The sequence below is a fragment of the Phenylobacterium montanum genome, assembly GCF_018135625.1.
GTDB classification, from domain to species: domain Bacteria; phylum Pseudomonadota; class Alphaproteobacteria; order Caulobacterales; family Caulobacteraceae; genus Poindextera; species Poindextera montana.
This window is the reverse complement of sequence record NZ_CP073078.1, coordinates 3536875-3554618: the sequence shown is the minus strand read 5'-3', so window position 1 is coordinate 3554618 and position 17744 is coordinate 3536875. Positions and strand designations below refer to the sequence as shown.

Sequence of the window (17744 nt, the reverse complement as noted above, 5' to 3'; positions counted from 1 at the left end):
CCTAGCGCGGCGGATATCCGCGCGGGACCACCTGGGCGCGGCCGCCTTGCCAGATCACGTCGACCGGCGCGCCTTGCGGGATCGGCTGGGCGTCGGGCTGCGGGATCTCCAGTTCGCGGCCGTCGCGCAAGCGGACCATGTAGGCGAAGCCGGGGTGGCGGTCGCCGTTCTGCACGGCGTTGCCCAGCAGCGCGCCGCCGACGGCGCCGGCGACCGTCGCCAGGCCGCGGTCCCGGCCGTGAGCCAGGGCGTTGCCGGCCACGCCGCCGGCCACACCGCCGACCACGGCTCCGGCGCCGTTGTTGCCCGGCCCGAACTCGATCGGCCGATAGCTGACGATCACCCCATGCTCGACCGTCGAAGGCACGCCCGCCGCATAGGCGGGATAGGGCCGCGGGCCGTAGTCCTCGGCGCAGGCGGCCAGAGAGCCGGCGGCGACAGCCAGCGAAAGGGCGACCAGCGTCTTCTTCACGGCGCTGGAACGGAACGAAATCGACGGGTTCATTGAAAGCCTCACGGGACGCGGCGGGACGGGAACGGCCTATCCCTCTCGAACTGAACCCGGGATGAACGCTCCGGCCAAGCTGTCGTTCCGGCTGCGCCGCGCACCGCCGAAAACGGCGTAGACGATGGTATGAATTTATCATACCGTTGTGACGTCTGACGGAGTAGCACCGTGGCCGCCGCCGAAAAACGCACCTTCAGCCTGCCCAGCGAGCAATCGCGCTTCATCGACCAGCTGGTGGAAAGCGGCGCCTACGCCACCGGCAGCGAGGTCGTCCGGGCCGGCCTGCGAGCTTTGCAGCAACAGGACGCCGCATTGGAGCGATGGCTACGCGAGGAAGTCGCGCCCGTCGCCCTCGCCATGCAGGCCGATCCGGGCCGTGGCATCCCGCTGGACGAGGTCATGGCCGAAATCCAGGCGCTGCATGAGGACCGGCTCAAAAGCCGTCAGGCGTGACGAGCAGGATCGTCTTTTCGCCCGAGGCGCGGTCGGATCTTCGCAACCTCTACCTGTTCATCGCCGATCGCGCCGGCGACTCGCGGGCTTTGGCCTACGTCCAGAGAATCCGCGACTATTGCCTCAGCTTTTCGACTTTTCCCGAGCGGGGAACCCGCCGGGACGATCTCGCGCCCGGCTTGCGGATCATCGGCTTCGAACGCCGCGTCACCATCGCCTTTCATCTGGGCGAAGGCCTGCTTGTGGTCGACCGCATTCTCTATGGTGGACGGGACATAGCCGCTCATCTCGAGCAGGATTGATCGTCGCCCCGGCTACGGCTCCAATATCGTCAGGCGCCGAACGGTCAGTTCGTCGATCTCGACCTTGCCCAGCTTGGCCCGGCCGATCGCCAGCCGGCCTATGGCCAGGGCGCCGATCGCCAGCGCGCCCACGGCGATGGCTCCGACGGCCAGGACGCCGAGAGTCGTGTAGCCCACAGTTGCGCGGCGGATGGCGTGACGTTCGTCCAATATTCGCCTCCAGGTCGGATCGCCCCACATCCAACGAATACCCCGCCGAGCGCACGGTGCGGAAGGGGTCGAACTCGACGTGCCGGTTCAGGGTCTTGCGTCGGCGGCCGCCCCGGCCAGACGATTCCCTTGGTGGCGCAGCAGGCAGCGCAGATGGCGAAACGACGGAGGCTTGGGCGGGCTACGACGGCTTTACTTGGTCGCCGCTTCAGTCGGGACGCCCGCCTCCTTGAACAGGTCGCTGAACTTTGTCTTGTCGACGTATTTCTGCAGGCCGGCGAATTCCTTCGCCACCGCCGGATCGCCGATCAGCCCTCGCATCGCCACTTGGCCTAGCACCGAAAAGGCCGTTTCGATGGTCGAGGTTCCCTCATATTTGAGCGCGGCCACGCTCTCGGTGTGGCAATCCACAATCAGCAGCCTTTGCATCAGTTCCGACGCGGTCTTGTCGGCGGCCTGGCGCTGGGCGTCGGTAATGGTCGTATAGGACTTCAGGGCGGGATGGGCGCTCATCGCCAGGTACATCCAGGCGATCAGGGCGGTCTGGTCGCTGGCGCTGGACGACTTGACCAGGCACTTGGACAGATCGTCGGAATAGACTCCGGCCCGAGCCGGCCCGCCCGACGCACACAACGCCATCATCATCACTAAGGCTGCAGCGCGACGAATCATAGAATCCCCCTCAAGTTGCAGCGACCTTAACGGCAGGTTTGGCGCACGCAAGGCCAGCCGCCCCTTGGGGGCGGCGGGAAGTCAGCCCGCCGCGTCCAGCGAATACCCCGCCGAGCGCACGGTGCGGATGGGGTCGAACTCGACGTGCTGGTTCAGCGCCTTGCGCAGGCGGCCGATGTGCACGTCGACCGTGCGGGCCTCGACATAGACGTCCGAGCCCCAGACCGCGTCCAAGAGCTGCTCGCGGCTGAACACCCGCCCCGGATGCTGCATCAGATAGTCCAGCAGGCGGAACTCGGTGGGGCCCAGGTGAATCTCGTGGTCGGCCCGGCGCACCCGGTGGGCGACCCGATCGACCACGATGTCGCCGTGGTGCAGCCGGTCCTCGGCCAGGCCCGGGCGGATGCGGCGCAGCACGGCGCGGATGCGGGCGGCCAGCTCGCTCATCGAGAACGGCTTGACCACATAGTCGTCGGCGCCGGTGTCGAGCCCGCGGATACGGTCGCTCTCCTCGCCGCGGGCGGTCAGCATGATGATCGGCAGGTTGCGCGTCTCCGGCCGCGCCCGCAGGCGTCGGCAGACCTCGACGCCGCTGACCTTGGGCAGCATCCAGTCCAGCACGACCAGGTCCGGCATCTGCTCGTCGATCACCACCAGGGCTTCCTCGCCATCGGCGGCGACGGCGACCCGGTAGCCTTCCTTGTCCAGGTTGTATTGCAGCAGGGCGCTCAGGGCGTCCTCGTCCTCGACCACCAGGATATAGGGGATCATGTCGGGTCCTCAGTTCTCGGGCTTGGCCGCCGCGGGCATTTTTTCCATCAGGGCGTCCCACTTGGGCCGGTCGCCCATGTCGGTTTCGCCGGTGACTTCGAAGTGGATGATCTCGGCGATATTGGTCGCATGATCGCCGATCCGTTCGAGGTTCTTGGCGATGAACAGCAGGTGTGCGCCGGGGGTGATCGTGCGCGGGTCGCCCATCATGTAGGTGAGCAGCTCGCGGAACAGGCTGTTGTAGTGCTCGTCGACCTCGGTGTCGCGGCTCCAGACCTGGGCGGCCTTGTCCAGCTCGCCCGCCGTATAGGCGTCCAGCACGTCCTTAAGCCGGCTCGCCACCAGCCGCCCCATGCGGTCGATCGAGCGCGTCAGCGGCGTCAGCGGCTCGTTTTCGCTCAGCGCCAGGGTGCGCTTGGCGATGTTGCGGGCCAGGTCGCCGCAGCGCTCGAGGTTGGAGGCGATCTTCAGCGCAGCCACCGCGCGGCGCAGCTGGCGGCCGGAGAGCTGGCGGGTGGCGATCAGGTCGATGGCCCTGCGCTCGATGTCGGCCTGCAGCTGGTCCAGCTTGCGGTCGCGGCCGATCAGGGCCTGGGCCAGGGGCACGTCGCGTCGCGTCACCGCGTCGACGCAGTCGGCGATCTGGGCCTCGGCCAGGCCGCCCAGGCGGGCCACTTCCGCAACCAGCGGATCCACCAGATCTCCGCCCGACTTGGCGCAAACTTCATTCATTCGAGTGCCGCGATCGCCCACTGGTAAGCGCCGACTGACTCGGCGCCAGCACCCTGCACCTTATTGGCGCGGGATTGCTGTCCCTATGCGACGGTTTCGTGACGGTTTTGTTGCAGCCACGGGAAGTAGGCGGTGAAGGTGGTTCCATGGCCCTCCTCGCTCTCCACCACCAGGCCGCCGCGGTGGCGGTTGACGATGTGCTTGACGATGGCGAGGCCGAGCCCCGTGCCCAGCCGCTCGCCGCTCTTTTGACCCTCGACCCGATAGAAGCGCTCGGAGAGGCGCGGCAGGTGCTCGCGGGCGATCCCTGGCCCACGATCGGTGCAGCGCAGCACCACGAACCGCTCGCCGCCGACCAGGTCCGGATTGAGGATCGACAGCCGCGCGGCGCTGGCGCGCAGCGGAGCGATCGCCTGGTCGGCGGTCTGGCCGACCAGCACCTCGATCTGCACCGCGTCGCCGCCGGGGGTGTATTTGGCGGCGTTGTCGATCAGGTTCTGGGCCACTTGCAGGATCTGGTCGCGGTCGCCGGTGATGGTGGCGACGCCCCGCTCGGGCAGGCTGGTCTTCAGCTTGACCCCGCGCTCGGCGGCGAGCGGCGAGAGGGCGTCCAGCACGTCCAGCACCGCCAGGGCCACATCGACCTTGCCCTCGGGCGCGATGTGCTCGTTCAGCTCGATGCGGCTCAGCGAGAGCAGGTCGTCGATCAGCCGGGCCATGCGGCTCGCCTGGGCCGCCATCACGCCCAGGAAGCGCTCGCGCGCGACCGCGTCGTCCTTGGCGTGGCCGCGCAGGGTCTCGATGAAGCCGGTCAAGGAGGCGAGCGGCGTGCGCAGCTCGTGGCTGGCGTTGGCCAGGAAGTCGGCCCGCATGCGCTCGTTGCGGCGGGAGTCGGTCTCGTCGCGCATGACCAAGAGGGCTTGCCGCCCGCCGTCGGCCAGGGTCTCCAGCGGCCGGGTCGAGACCCGCCAGTAGCGGTCCTGGGCGCCGCCGGCCTCATAAGCCGCCTCGCCCTCCAGCCGGCCGAACAGGCTCTCCTCGACCGCCTCCAGCACCCGCGGGTTACGGATTGAGGACACCAGAGGCGCGCCCTCGCCCTGGATGCGCAAGAGCTCGCGCGCCGCCCTGTTGGCGAAGGCCACGCGGCGGTCGGCGGGGTCCTCGGCGTCGTGCGAGACCACCACCAGAACCGGGTCCGGCAGGCTCTCCACCAGCTCGGCGAAGGCGGGGCGGCCCTCAACCGGTTCGGGCGGCAGGGGCGAAGCAGACACGGCGGCCATGAGATGCTCGAGGGCGCGAGGGGATTTCCCGCGGGATGACAGGTAACGCGCCCGACCGCAACCTCGACTCGCCCATCCCGAGCCTCTGATCGGCGATCAGGGAACCGGCGGCCGCCTGGGCCGCTGAACCGGGCTGAGGCCTTGCGCAAAAAGAGCGATGGGATGGCCCTGATCTTGATCAACGCTGTGGGGACGCTCGCCGCCTGCTGCTCGATGTGCAGCTTCGCGCCACAGATCGTGAAAATCCTTCGCGAACGCGCCGTCGACGGCGTCTCCCTGCGCATGTACGCCGTAACGGTGGCCGGATTTGCGCTCTGGACGGCCTACGGCCTGATGATCCGCAGCTGGCCGGTCATCGGCTCGAACCTGGTCTGCCTGGCGCTCTCAAGCGCCATACTGGCTCTGAGACTGCGCTTCGGCGGGTGAGCTATCGCCCCTTCGCCGGCGCGTGAGCCAGGCGCAGCAGGTTGGCTGCGCCGGGGGAGCCGAATGGGGTGCCGGCCAGGATCCAGATGCGGCTGTGCGGCTCGGCCAGGCCCAGGTCCGCCGCCATGCTGGCCGCCACCCGGGTCAGATCGTCCAGGCCCTTGGGAGTCTCGGCGACGCGCGGCTCCAGCCCCCAGACCAGGCCCAGCTTGCGCGCGGCGTTCACGCTGGCGGTCAGGGCCAGCACCGGCTGCAGCGGCCGCTCGCGCGCCAGGCGCAGGGCGGTGGTGCCGGTGGTGGTGTAGACCGCGAGGCAGGCGGTGGAGCTGGACTCGGCGGCCTTGCGCGCCGCGGCGACCAGGGCGTCGGCGTCGCCCTCCTCCATCCAGGCGTGCTCGGCGTCCATCAGGCCGGGCCAGTTGGGGTCTCGCTCCACCCGTTCGATGATGCGGCTCATGATGCTGACCGCCTCCAGCGGGAACTGGCCCGCCGCGGTCTCGGCCGACAGCATCATGGCGTCGGCGCCCTCATAGACCGCGTTGGCCACGTCGCTGGCCTCGGCCCGGGTCGGCACCGGGGCGCTGATCATGGATTCCAGCATCTGGGTGGCGACGATCACCGGAATGCCGCGGCGTCGGGCGGCGCGCACGATGGTCTTCTGCGCCACCGGCACTTCTTCCGGGTCCAGCTCGACGCCCAGGTCGCCGCGCGCCACCATCACCCCGTCGCAGAGGTCGAGGATGGCCGAAAGGTCGGTCAGGGCCGCCGGCTTTTCGATCTTGGCCAGCACCGCGGCCTTGCCCTGGACCAGTTGGCGCAGCTCGGCCATGTCGGCGGCGCGCTGCACGAAGGACAGGGCTACCCAGTCGACCCCCAGGCGCAGGGCGAAGGCCAGGTCCTCGCGGTCCTTGGGCGTCAGGGGCGACAAAGCCACCACGGCGCCGGGCAAGGCGATGCCCTTGTGGTTCGAAAGGCCGTCGCCCTGGATCACCTCGGTCTCGGCGAAGTCCGGGCCGCAGTCCAAAACCTTCAGCCGCACCTTGCCGTCGTCCAGCAGCAGGGCCGCACCGGGGCTCAGGGCCGCGAACAGCTCCGGGTGGGGCATGTAGACCCGGTGGCTGTCGCCGGGGGTGGGATCCAGATCCAGCCTCAGCCGCGCGCCGGGCCCGACCGAGATGCGCCCGGCCTGGAAGGTCCCCAGCCGAAACTTCGGTCCTTGCAGGTCGGCCAGGGCCGCGAGGGGGCGCTCGACCACCGCCTCGGCGGCGCGGATCGCCTCCAGGGTGGCGGCGTGGTCCTCGTGCGTGCCATGACTGAAGTTCAGGCGGAACACGTCGGCCCCGGCTTGCGCCAGGGCCAGCACCTTGTCGGGCGCGCGGCTGGCGGGGCCCAGGGTGGCGACAATGCGGGCGCGGCGGGCGCGGATCATCGGGCGGCGTCCTCGAAATCACCCAGAAGGCTGGCGGCGCCGACCAGGGCGGCGTCGGGGCGCACCACCACCCGGGTCGGGATGGCGCTGACATAGTCGCTCAGGCGGCCCTTGTCCTCGAAGCGGGCGCGAAAGTCGCTGGCGCGCAGGAACTCCAGGATCACCGGAGCTATGCCGCCGGTGACATAGACCCCGGCCCGGGCGCCGAAGGCCAGGGCCAGATCGCCGGCCACAGAGCCAAGCACGGCGCAGAACCGCGACAGGGCCGCCCGGCACAGCTCGTCGCCCTCGATGGCGCGGTGGGTGATCTCGTTGGGCGCCAGAGGCGGGGTGTCGATCCCCTCGATGGCGTTCAGGGTCTCGTACAGGGTGGCCAGGCCCGGGCCAGACAGGATGCGCTCGATCGAGACCCGGCCGAAGCGCTGGGCCAGGCGCCGGGCGACCTCGACCTCCAGCTCGTCGGTGGGCGCGAAGGCGGCATGGCCGGCCTCGCCCGACAGGGTGGCGCAGGCCTTGCCGTCGCGGATGCGGGCGCCGCAGCCGAAGCCGGTGCCGGGCCCGAGGATCGCCGCTGTCGCGTCGGGATCCGCCGCCGCCTCCACCGGCCCCACCGTGCGCCAGTCCTCGGCGCGCAGGTGGTCCAGGGCCAGGGACTGGGCGGTGAAGTCGTTGATCAGCCGGGCTCCGTCCAGGTGCGCGGCCTTGACCAGGCCGGCCTCGGAGAAGCGCCAGGCGGTGTTGTTGGTGAACTCGACAGCGCCGTGCTCGATCGGGCCGGCGGCGGCGATCACCGCAACCCGCGGCCGTTCATGCCCGTCCAGCCCGTCCAGATAGGCGCGCACCGCGTCCTCGCCGGTGGGATAGTCGGCCGCCTGCAGGATGCGCAGCGAGCTGACCCAGACCCGGCCGTCCTCGATGTGGCCCAGGGCGAAGCGGGCGTTGGTGCCGCCGATGTCGCCGATCAGGCCCAGAAGGGCGGGGGCTGGCTTGGAAGCGGCCTCGGCCGCGCGGGCCGTGCTCAAAACAGCACCGAGGCGCCGGCCTCGGCCCCGCTGACCGCCGCGCGCATGTGGCCGAACAGCTCGCGGCCCAGGCCATGGCCCACCGGCCGCTTCACCGCCGGATCGCGCGCCTTCAGCGCCGCCGGCGCCAGCTTGATCTCCAGAACCCCCGCCTCCGCATCCAGCCGGATCAGGTCGCCGTCCCGCACATAGGCCAGGGGGCCGCCCTCAATGGCCTCCGGGGTCATGTGCAGGGCCGCCGGCACCTTGCCCGAGGCGCCTGACATGCGCCCGTCGGTGACCAGGGCCACCTTCTGCCCCCGGTCCATCAGCAGGCCCAGGGTCGGGCTCAGATTGTGCAGCTCGGGCATGCCGTTGGCCTTGGGGCCCTGGAAGCGGACCACGGCGATGAAGTCGCCGGTCAGGTCGCCGGCTTTGAAGGCGGCCAGGAGGTCGTCCTGGTCGTCGAACACCTTGGCCGGGGCCTCGAGGGCGCGCTGCTCCGGCTTGACCGCCGAGGTCTTGATCACCCCGCGGCCCATATTGCCGGCCAGGAGGCGGATGCCGCCCTCCTTGTCGAACGGGTCGTTCGCGGGCCTGAGGATGTTCAGGTCCAGGCTCTCGGCCGCGCCCTCGCGCCAGGCCAGGCGGCCGTCTTCCAGATAGGGCTCCTGCTGATAGCGGCGCAGGCCCGGCCCGGCGACGGTCAGGACGTCCTCATGAGCCAGGCCGGCGTCCAGCAGTTCACGGACCACAAAGGCCATCCCTCCGGCGGCGTGGAAATGGTTCACGTCGGCTTGGCCGTTGGGATAGACCCGCGCCAGCAGCGGCGTCACCGCCGAGAGATCGCCGAAGTCGTCCCAGGTGATCTCGATCCCCGCGGCCCGGGCCATGGCCACCAGGTGCAGGGTGTGGTTGGTCGACCCGCCGGTGGCCAAGAGGCCGACCATGCCGTTGACCACCGCCTTCTCGTCCACCACCCGGCCCATGGGGGTGTAGCTCTGGCTTCGTGGGCCGATCTCGACCACCCGGTGCGTGGCCGCCGCGGTCAGGGCCTCGCGCAGCGGCGTGCCGGGGTTGACGAAGGCCGCGCCCGGCAGGTGCAGGCCCATCATCTCCATCAGCATCTGGTTGGAATTGGCGGTGCCGTAGAAGGTGCAGGTGCCCGGCCCGTGATAGGAGGCCATTTCCGAGGCCAAAAGCTCATCGCGGGTCGCCTTGCCGTCGGCGTAGAGGGTGCGCACCCGGGCCTTTTCGGCGTTGGAGATGCCGCTGGTCATGGGGCCGGCGGGCACGAACACCACCGGCAGGTGGCCAAAGGCCAGCGACCCGATGACGAGGCCTGGCACGATCTTGTCGCAGATGCCCAGGCAAAGGGCGCCGTCGAAGGCGTCGTGGGTCAGGGCCACGCCCGTGGCCATGGCGATCACGTCGCGCGAGAACAGCGACAGCTCCATGCCCGGGCGGCCTTGGGTGACCCCGTCGCACATGGCCGGCACCCCGCCGGCGACCTGGGCCGTGGCCCCGGCCGCGCGGGCGGCGGCGCGGATCAGTTCGGGGAAGTGCTCGTAGGGCTGATGGGCCGAGAGCATGTCGTTATAGGCGGTGACGATGCCGATATTGGGCGCGGCCGGATCCATGATCCGCCGCTTGTCCTCGCCCGGCGCGGCGGCGAAGGCGTGGGCCCAGTTGGCGCAGGACAGTTTCGCCCGCCCGGCGCCCGAGCTCTTGGCCTCGTCGACCCGCGCCAGGTAGTCGGCCCGGCGGTCGCGGCTGCGTTCCCGGATTCGGGCGGTGACGGCGGCGACGGCTTCATGCATGGCGATTCACTCTAGGTCAGGCTCTTTGCGGCGCTTCTAGCATGGGCTTGCCGTAAGGGCAGGAGCCGGCCGCGTCTGGCGCAAGATTTGTCTCCGCGCTCTATATGGGAACGTTGTCTGTCTGTCTGCATCTTGCGGCTATTTATACGTCTGCATCGCTGGCGAGCTTCTGCATCAGATAGGCGGCGAGGCGCAGGATGGCGCGCTCGGCCACGGTCAGTTTGGCCGCCATCGCCTGGTCCAGCCAGCCCTGGCCCTGGCGAACGTCGCTGGCCAGCCGGTGGCGGCCGATCGGGGTGATCTCGATGATCAGCGCGCGGCGGTCGGCCGGGTTCCGCTTGCGGCGGATCAGGGCGGACCGCTCCATTTCGCCCAGCACCCGGGTCAGGGACTGCGGCTGCAGCCGCTGGTCCGCCGCCAGCTGGGCCGCTGAAAGGGGTCCCGATCGCTGCAAGGAAGCGAGCACGCCGAGGGCGGTCAGGCCGACGGCCTGCTCCGGCTGCTCGGCCCGCAGTCGCCTGCTCAGCCCCATGACCGCCCGGGAAATCGCGGCGGCGTCCGATTCAGTCTGACTCATTCATACGCTCAGCGTACTAGTTTGGTTGGTCGTACAGCGACAATATCGATGGTTTTACAAAGACAATATCCGGATCTACGCGTTAACCATCGTAAATTTTAGGACGTTCAGTCTGCGGTTGGCGCGCCACCTCAGAAAGCCGCCCCGAGATTCTGAGATCACACTTGACGAAGGGCGTCGATGATAGAAACATGAAGTCGGTTTCACGTTTTGTGGGGCGGCAAGGTTCGCCGGCGTGAAGCCTGATGAACCAAGGGGGATCGGGTGGCCAATTCGCGCAATCGCTTCAAGCAGGCCCTGTCGAGCGGCGGGTTCCTGACCGCCGCGCTGCTGGCCGCGGGGCCAGTTCTGGCCCAGACCGCGGCGCCGGCCTCTTCCGGGACCCAGACGGTGGGCGAGATCGTGGTCACGGCCACCCGTCACGCCGAGAGCCTCTCCAAGGTCTCGGCCAGCGTGGTGGCGCTGAACGAGAAAGCCCTGGACGTGCGGGGCATCAAGGGCATCGACCAGATCAGCCAGATGACCCCGGGCGTGACCCTGAACCCCAACGGCTTCGGCACCCAGTCGGACATCTCGATCCGCGGCGTGGACAGCCTGGTCGGCGCGGCCACCACCGGCATCTATGTCGACGACACTCCGATCATGACCCGGGTGGTCGGCTATTCCTCGACCAACTCCTACCCCCTGGTGTTCGACCTCGACCGGGTGGAGGTGCTGCGCGGGCCGCAGGGCACCCTGTTCGGCGCCGGGTCGGAAGGCGGCACCATCCGCTTCATCACCCCCCAGCCTAGCCTGACCCACTATTCCGGCTACGCCCGGGCCGAGCTGGCCGGGACCGACGGCGGCGACCTGAGCTACGAGGCCGGCGGGGCGGTCGGCGGCCCGATCGTCGACGGTAAGCTCGGCTTCCGCGCCAGCCTCTGGGATCGCCACGACGGCGGCTATGTCGACCGCAAGAACCTCAATCCAGGGCTGAACGGGACCGGCCAGGTGTTCAAGAACGCCAACTGGAGCGACACTCAGGTCGGCCGCGTGGCCCTGGCCTGGGCCCCGACCGAGCACCTGACCATCACCCCGTCGATATTCTACCAGAACCGCTATCTCAACGACATTGGCACCTTCTGGGAGGGCTATTCCGCCCCCGGCGCCGGCAAGTTCGTCAACGGCCAGCCGGGCCGCCAGCCCGACCACGACCACTTCGTCCTGCCGTCCCTGAACATCCGCTATGAGCTCGGCCCGGTGGAGCTGATCTCCAACACCTCGATGTACCAGCGCCGCGACCGGCTGGTGGACGACTATTCGACCCTGAACCCGGCCATCTTCGACGGCGCCAACTGGGTCATCGATCCGACCTCCGAAACGGGCCAGATCGACACCGCCTACAACTCGCCCACCATAATGGTGAACAAGCAGACGGTCTGGACCGAGGAGCTGCGGGCGCAGTCGACCGACCCCAACGCCCGCCTGACCTGGACTGTCGGCCTCTTCATCTCGGAATCGCGGCAGAAATCCTACGAGAACATCATCGATCCCAAGTTCGCCGAGCTGTTCGGCCTGCCGGCGGGCTCGTCGATCGCCGACATCACCGGCGTCGAACTGATCAACGGGACCCAGGCCCTCATCGCCACCGGGGAAGGCGTGGACAAGCAGTTCGCCGGCTTCGGCGAAGCCAGCTACCACATCACCGACAAGCTGAAGATCACGGCCGGGGTCCGCGTGGCCGACGCCCAGTTCACCGGCCGGGGCTATGCCGCCGGACCATTCCTGTTCGGGCCTCCCATCGCCCAGCCGTCGACCAGGATCAGCGAAACCCCGGTCACGCCCAAGGGCGGGCTGTCCTATCAGATGGACGACAACACCCTGTTCTATTTCACCGCCGCGAAGGGCTACCGCATCGGCGGGACCAACGCGCCGCTGTCATTGTCCTGCCAGACCGGCCCCGGCAGCCTGACCGCCCAGGGCTATACCCAGGCGCCCCTGACCTACGCCTCGGACAACGTCTGGAGCTATGAGCTTGGCGCCAAGAGCAAGCTGTTCGATCGCCGGCTCGAGGTCGACGCCAGCGTCTACCACATCGAGTGGAGCAACATTCAGCAGCTGGTCTATGTCAGCTCCTGCGGCCAGCAGTTCGTCGACAACCTCGGCCAGGCCGAGAGCAACGGCTTTGACGTCCAGTTCGAGGCCCATCCCCTGCACGGCCTGACCCTGGACGGTTCGGTCGGCTACACCGACGCCACCTACTCCAAGACCGTCAACAAGAACCCGGGGGTCGCCTTCAACGTCGTCACCAAGGGCGACCATCTGGACACCAATCCCTGGAGCGCCACCTTCGGCGTCACCCTCGACCATCCGGTGTTCGGCGATCGAAACGGCTACGCCCGCCTCGACTACACCTACCACTCCAGGGGCCTGACCAACCCGGTCACCGACTCCAACAACGGCGGCTACGACCCCTTCGCCCTGACCGCCCCGGCCACCAACCTGGTCAACCTCCGGAGCGGGGTGCGCTGGAGCGGCTACGACGTCTCCCTGTTCGTCAACAACCTGACCAACGAGGCGCCGCGCCTGACCCGCTATTCCGAGGTCATCGGCAACCCCGTCCACCGCGACTTCACCTTCCGCCCGCTGACTGTCGGGGTGACCGCGGCCTATCGTTATTGAACAAAACCTCGCGCCCCGCCGGTCCCTTCGGCGGGGCACCTTTTCCAGGAAACGCCATGAAGAAGCGCCTGATCGCCGCCCTGCTGGGCGCCTCCATGCTCGCCTCGGCCGCCCACGCCGCCGCGCCGGCCGACTATGTGCTGCAGAACGCTCGCATCTATACCGAGGACGCCGCCCGCTCGACCGCCCAGGCCATGGCCGTGAGCGGCGGCAAGATCGTCTATGTCGGCGATGCGGCCGGGGCCAAGGCTCTGATCGGGCCGAACACCAGGGTCGAGGACGGCGCCGGGCGCCTGGTCCTGCCCGGCCTGGTGGACGCCCACATCCACCCCACCGGCATCGCCGACCTCGACGTCTGCAGCTTCGAGAGCAAGCCCTATTCCCTGGACGCCATGGCCGGCTTCATCCAGGCCTGCATCAAGCGCTATGACATCAAGCCCGGCCAGTGGATCACGGTCCAGCAGTGGAACTTCAGCGCCGGCAACGAGCCCAGCGCCCAGGCCCCCGACCTGCGCCGGGCCCTGGACCGCGCCGCGCCGAACAACCCGGTGGCGCTCTTGGGCAATGACGGCCACCACGGCGCCTTCAACAGCCTCGGCCTGGCGCGCGCCAAGAACGCCAAGGGCCAGGTGGTCGGCTATTCCCGGGCCACCATAGCCAGCGACTTCAAGGACTTCGCCAAGCTGATCGGCGTCGACGCCGCCGGCGAGCCCAACGGCACGGTCAACGAGGACGCCCGCGACGTCATCGACGCGCCGAACCTGTTGCTGGTCAATTTCCAGGCCCTGATGAAGACGCCGCAGCTGGTGCCCGAGCGGCTGAACAGCGTCGGCATCACCGCGATGCAGGACGCCTATGTCGTGCCCGAGATGCAGGTGTTCTACGACACCCTGGCGGCGCAGGGGAAACTGACCGTGCGGGTCAACCTGATGCAGTTCTACCTGCCGGAGGAGTTCCGCGCGGCCGACGGCCACATAGAGTACGACCGCCTGCTGACGGGCGCGAAGCAGATACGGGCCAAATATGCCGGCGACGACCTGATCCGCTCCGAGGCGATCAAGATCTTCGCCGACGGGGTCCTGGAGGGTAACCCCTACGCCGTCCCGCCGACCCTGCCGGACTCGCCGTCACTGAAGCCCTATCTGCAGCCGATCTTCGGCAAGGGCGCCGACGGCAAGCTGGTGGTCAAGGGCTATGTCGACACCGCCTCCAGCCTCTGCCAGGGCGTGCGCGCGCACCCGGACCAGTACGAAAGCGCCGAGGCCGTCGCCGCCTTCATGAAGGCCAACGGCTACCACCCCGGCCAGTGCGCCATCTCCTCCGGCAAGCTGCAGCACGACCGGCAGGTGATCCTGGACTACGCCAAGGCCGCACACCTGGCCGGTTTCACCCTGCACATCCACGCCATCGGCGATGCGGCGGTCCGCACGGCGGTGGACGCCATCGAAGGCGCCCGGGCCGCGGACGGCAACGACAAGACCCCCGACACCATCGCCCACCTGCAGGTGGTCTCGCCGGAGGACATCGCCCGCATCGGCAAGGACCACCTCTATCTCGCCTACACCTATTCCTGGGCCAACGCTGATCCGGAATACGACCTGACCGTCGTGCCCTTCTTCGAGCATGTCAGCGGGAACAGCTACGCCGACTACCACAAGCCGGACAGCTATTACGAAAAGGCCTTCTATCCGACCAAGTCGACCAAGGCCGCCGGCGCCATCCTGGCCGCGGGCTCCGACGCCCCGGTCAACACCCGCGACCCGCAGCCCTTCGTCAACATGCAGCTCGGCCTCACCCGCGCCGAGCCGGGCCTGCCGCCGGCGACGCCCAGCGAGCGGCTGACCGTGCGCGACGTGGTCGACGCCTATACGATCCACGGCGCCCAGGCCATGGGCCGGGCCGACGAGTACGGCTCGCTGGAGGTCGGCAAGTCCGCCGACTTCATCCTCCTGGATCAGGACATCCTGGCCCTGGGCGACGCCGGCCACGCCGACCAGATCGGCAAGACCAAGGTGCTGGAGACCTGGTTCAAGGGCCAGAAGGTCTATGCGGCCAAGCCTCAAAGCTGACGGCGCCGGCGGGGCGGGTTAGTAGGGCGCATGTCCGACTTGCCCGCCGACACCCCCGCCGAGCTGCGACCCCGCGCCCTGCCGGTCCAGCCGCGCTCGCAACGCAACCGGCGCAAGGTGCTGGACGCCGCCCATGCGCTTCTGAAAGCCCACGGGGTGCACCAGCTGACCACCGTGGCCATCGCCGAGGCCAGCGGGGTCTCGGTCGGCGCCCTCTACCGCTTCTTCCCCAACAAGGAGGCGATCGTCTGCCACCTTTATGAGGAGAAGCTGATCGAGATCCGCAAGCTGGCGATCGACACCCGCCCGGATGCGGCCACGACCCCTTGGCGGGCGTTCTTCGAGGGCTATTTCCGCCAGCTGAAGGCGGCCGAACGGGTGGTCGATTTCGACTTCAGCCTGGCCGACGCCATCTTCATGCTGCCGCAGCTCTGGGCCATCGACCTGCGGCATGGCATGATCCTGGCCGATCAGCTGGCCGCCGACATGCGGGCCCTGGGCTCGCCCTGGTCGGACGCGGCCCTCTTCGACCTGGCCATCAACCTCTATGCCATCGACTCCTCGGTCTGGATGTACTGGCGCTACGCCCAGCGCTATCCGGCCCTGGCCATCGATCGCGCGATCGAGGCGTCATTGGGCATGATGCGCCCGGCCATGGAAGGCGAGGCGGAGCCAGCCGCCCTGGGCGTCACGCGCGAGCAGCTCCTGGCCAGCCTTGCGGAATAGATCCCGCACTCGGGCCGATTGACCTATACCCCAGTATAGTATACCCCGCCGCCGGGCTCGCGGCGCCGACGGTCGGCTCGCGTCCCGAAGATCTGCAACAAGCTCTTTTGCCGGACGGCCGCGTTTAGCGTGTGTCACGCAGCGGTCGCCGATGGACGGCAGAAGGGTCCTCAGGCCCGACGGCCAGCACGAAGTGAAATCGATGACCTTGCTCCAGCCCGGCCGCCAGCCCTGCGGATTCCACCTGATCGCGGTTCTCGCCGCAGCCGGGCTCGTCCTGGCGTGTTCGCCGATGGCGCGCGCGGACGATGCCGCCCCGGCCAGGCCGTCATCCGAAGCGGCCGCCGATGCGTTGTGGGCGGTCCACGGCCAGGCGACGGTGGTGGAGCAGGCGACCATCGCCTTTCCTTCGCCCTATCGCGGCGCCGAAAGCCTGGACCCGGCCACTCGCGGGCGCGAGACCGTCGACGCCACCCTCTATCTGGGGTTCAGGCCCTGGCGAGGCGCCGAGCTGTGGGTCGATCCGGAGATCGACCAGGGCTTCGGCCTGAACGACACCCTGGGCGCGGCCGGCTTCCCCTCGGGTGAGGCCTACAAGGTCGGCAAGAAGGACCCCTATCTGCGCCTGCAGCGCGCCTTCTTGCGCCAGACCATCGACCTGGGCGGCCCTGCAGAGAAGGTCGAGGCCGACGCCAACCAGTTCGCGGGCTCGCGCACCGGCGACCGCCTCGTGCTGACGGTCGGCAAGTTCAGCGTCGGCGACGTGTTCGACGCCAACAGGTACGCCCACGATCCGCGCGGCGACTTCTTGAACTGGACGGTGATCGACACCGGGACCTTCGACTACGCCGCCGACGCCTGGGGCTACACGGTCGGGGCGGCGGCCGAGTGGTACCAAGGCCCGTGGACGTTGCGCGCCGGCGCCTTCGACCTCTCCATCGTGCCCAACAGCGAGCACCTGGACGGGCGCTTCGGCCAGTTCCAGCTGATCGGCGAGGCCGAGCGGCGCTGGACCCTGCGCGGCCAAGACGGCAAGCTGGCCCTCACCGGATTTCTCACCCGCGGTCGCATGGGCCGCTACGGCGACGCCATCGCCCTGGGGCTTTCGACCGGCCAGCCCCCCAGCACCGCCCTGGTGCGCGACTATCGCAGCCGGGGCGGGTTAGGGCTGAACCTGGAGCAGGCCCTGGGCGGCGACATCGGCCTCTTCGCCCGCGCCGGGTTCGCCGGCGGCGAGGCCGAGGCCTACGAGTTCACGGATGTGGACCGCACCTTCGCCCTTGGCCTCTCCTTCGGCGGCAGGCGCTGGGGCCGCGACGGCGACATGGTCGGCCTGGCCGGCGTGGTCAACGGGATCAGCCGCGTTCACACCCAATACCTGGCGGACGGCGGCCTCGGCATTCTGGTGGGCGACGGGCGGCTGCCGCATCCGGGCGACGAGGCGATCGTCGAGACCTATTACGACGCTGGCCTGACCCCATGGCTGGCCCTGACCCTGGACGCCCAGCTGATCGTCAATCCGGCCTACAACACCGACCGCGGCCCGGCGCCGGTGCTGGCCGCCCGCCTGCACGCTCATTTCTGAACCGCCCACGCGCCAAAACGCCGGCCCCTCTCGGTTCCGGCGTTGCAAGCGCACAGTTCGCCGCGCCCCGGGTCAGGAGCGGCGGCGCTCTAAGGATCAGCGGCGGCGCTCGGCCGCCTTGGCTTCGCGCTTGGCGCGGGCCTCGGCCTTCATCGCGGCCTTGCGTTCCTTGCGCTCCTGGCGCTTGGCGTCGAGCTCGCTCAGCTCGGCGTCCAGGCTTGCCTGGCGCATGGCCTGCTGCGCTTCGGCCTGGGCCCGGCGCAAGGCTTCGCGTTCCGCCTCGCGGGCCGCGCGGACGGCGGCCAGCTCTTCCTGGCGGCGCTGTTCCCGGCTCTTGAAGTCGGGATCGGTGACGGTGGGTTTCGGCTTGAACTTGGCAAGCAGCGCCTTCTTGGCCTCTGCCGAGGCGGCGGCGCGGTCGTTGAAGTTCGACCTCTTCGGTTCCTGCATCGGGTCTCCGTGACTTGAACGGCAGGGTGAAAGCGCAGACTCGGCGAAATTGCAAGACTTGAAAAATCGCCC

General features: G+C 69.0%; 18 protein-coding genes. 7 read left to right on the top strand and 11 right to left on the bottom strand.

Annotated elements, in window-relative coordinates; translation table 11 throughout:
- Position 1: 1 nt before the first annotated feature.
- Positions 2-505 carry an outer membrane lipoprotein gene (locus KCG34_RS16015; protein WP_211936635.1) on the bottom strand — a complete coding sequence of 168 codons (504 nt, stop codon included), beginning with the start codon at positions 503-505 and terminating at the stop codon, positions 2-4.
- Positions 506-676: 171 nt separating this feature from the next.
- Between KCG34_RS16015 and KCG34_RS16010 the strand changes: the two genes are divergently transcribed.
- Together KCG34_RS16010 and KCG34_RS16005 are read left to right on the top strand one after the other, a co-directional pair.
- Complete coding sequence (locus KCG34_RS16010) at positions 677-961, top strand: type II toxin-antitoxin system ParD family antitoxin (protein ID WP_211936634.1); 285 nt, start codon at positions 677-679, stop codon at positions 959-961.
- Entirely contained in the window at positions 958-1263 is a 306-nt protein-coding gene (locus tag KCG34_RS16005; RefSeq protein WP_249138047.1) for a type II toxin-antitoxin system RelE/ParE family toxin, read from the top strand. Before KCG34_RS16010 ends, KCG34_RS16005 begins: the two co-directional genes overlap by 4 nt.
- A gap of 12 nt (positions 1264-1275) precedes the next feature.
- Here the strand turns inward: KCG34_RS16005 and KCG34_RS16000 are convergent, their stop codons facing one another.
- From KCG34_RS16000 to KCG34_RS15980, 5 genes are all read right to left on the bottom strand, one after another.
- On the bottom strand, positions 1276-1473 hold the full coding sequence (locus KCG34_RS16000; protein WP_211936633.1) for a hypothetical protein: 198 nt from the start codon (positions 1471-1473) through the stop codon (positions 1276-1278).
- A gap of 192 nt (positions 1474-1665) precedes the next feature.
- Positions 1666-2145 (bottom strand): hypothetical protein, encoded by a 480-nt coding sequence (locus KCG34_RS15995; RefSeq protein ID WP_211936632.1) that lies wholly within the window; start codon positions 2143-2145, stop codon positions 1666-1668.
- A gap of 81 nt (positions 2146-2226) precedes the next feature.
- Positions 2227-2916: a phosphate regulon transcriptional regulator PhoB gene (gene phoB / locus KCG34_RS15990; protein WP_211936631.1), complete on the bottom strand. Its 690-nt coding sequence runs from the start codon at positions 2914-2916 to the stop codon at positions 2227-2229.
- Between the two features lie 9 nt (positions 2917-2925).
- Positions 2926-3648 (bottom strand): phosphate signaling complex protein PhoU, encoded by a 723-nt coding sequence (gene phoU / locus KCG34_RS15985; protein WP_211936630.1) that lies wholly within the window; start codon positions 3646-3648, stop codon positions 2926-2928.
- A gap of 83 nt (positions 3649-3731) precedes the next feature.
- A complete protein-coding gene (locus tag KCG34_RS15980; RefSeq protein ID WP_211936629.1) occupies positions 3732-4928 on the bottom strand; it encodes an ATP-binding protein in 1197 nt (398 codons plus the stop codon).
- Positions 4929-5090: 162 nt separating this feature from the next.
- Here KCG34_RS15980 and KCG34_RS15975 point away from each other — a divergent pair, with 162 nt between their 5' ends.
- Complete coding sequence (locus KCG34_RS15975; RefSeq protein ID WP_211936628.1) at positions 5091-5354, top strand: SWEET family sugar transporter; 264 nt, start codon at positions 5091-5093, stop codon at positions 5352-5354.
- A gap of 1 nt (position 5355) precedes the next feature.
- On the opposite strand, the gene pyk is transcribed toward KCG34_RS15975, so the two are convergent.
- The 4 genes from pyk to KCG34_RS15955 all read right to left on the bottom strand — a co-directional run bounded on the left by pyk (position 5356) and on the right by KCG34_RS15955 (position 10181).
- Positions 5356-6783 carry a pyruvate kinase gene (gene pyk / locus KCG34_RS15970; protein ID WP_211936627.1) on the bottom strand — a complete coding sequence of 476 codons (1428 nt, stop codon included), beginning with the start codon at positions 6781-6783 and terminating at the stop codon, positions 5356-5358.
- Positions 6780-7805: a glucokinase gene (gene glk, locus KCG34_RS15965; RefSeq protein ID WP_249138046.1), complete on the bottom strand. Its 1026-nt coding sequence runs from the start codon at positions 7803-7805 to the stop codon at positions 6780-6782. Before glk ends, pyk begins: the two co-directional genes overlap by 4 nt.
- Positions 7802-9610: a phosphogluconate dehydratase gene (gene edd, locus KCG34_RS15960; RefSeq protein WP_211940848.1), complete on the bottom strand. Its 1809-nt coding sequence runs from the start codon at positions 9608-9610 to the stop codon at positions 7802-7804. Before edd ends, glk begins: the two co-directional genes overlap by 4 nt.
- Before the next feature lie 136 nt (positions 9611-9746).
- The gene (locus tag KCG34_RS15955; protein WP_211936626.1) at positions 9747-10181 is read right to left on the bottom strand and encodes a MarR family winged helix-turn-helix transcriptional regulator; all 435 of its coding nucleotides are present in this window, start codon (positions 10179-10181) and stop codon (positions 9747-9749) included.
- A 264-nt stretch (positions 10182-10445) separates the two neighbouring features.
- Between KCG34_RS15955 and KCG34_RS15950 the strand changes: the two genes are divergently transcribed.
- From KCG34_RS15950 to KCG34_RS15935, 4 genes are all read left to right on the top strand, one after another.
- Positions 10446-12842 (top strand): TonB-dependent receptor, encoded by a 2397-nt coding sequence (locus tag KCG34_RS15950; protein WP_211936625.1) that lies wholly within the window; start codon positions 10446-10448, stop codon positions 12840-12842.
- Between the two features lie 56 nt (positions 12843-12898).
- Positions 12899-14911, top strand: a complete 2013-nt coding sequence (locus tag KCG34_RS15945; protein ID WP_211936624.1) for an amidohydrolase — start codon at positions 12899-12901, stop codon at positions 14909-14911.
- A 30-nt stretch (positions 14912-14941) separates the two neighbouring features.
- Positions 14942-15637, top strand: a complete 696-nt coding sequence (locus KCG34_RS15940; RefSeq protein WP_211936623.1) for a TetR/AcrR family transcriptional regulator — start codon at positions 14942-14944, stop codon at positions 15635-15637.
- 202 nt (positions 15638-15839) lie between these two features.
- On the top strand, positions 15840-17222 hold the full coding sequence (locus KCG34_RS15935; RefSeq protein WP_211936622.1) for a carbohydrate porin: 1383 nt from the start codon (positions 15840-15842) through the stop codon (positions 17220-17222).
- Positions 17223-17318: 96 nt separating this feature from the next.
- Here the strand turns inward: KCG34_RS15935 and KCG34_RS15930 are convergent, their stop codons facing one another.
- Entirely contained in the window at positions 17319-17672 is a 354-nt protein-coding gene (locus KCG34_RS15930; protein ID WP_211936621.1) for a DUF6481 family protein, read from the bottom strand.
- Positions 17673-17744 lie beyond the last annotated feature (72 nt).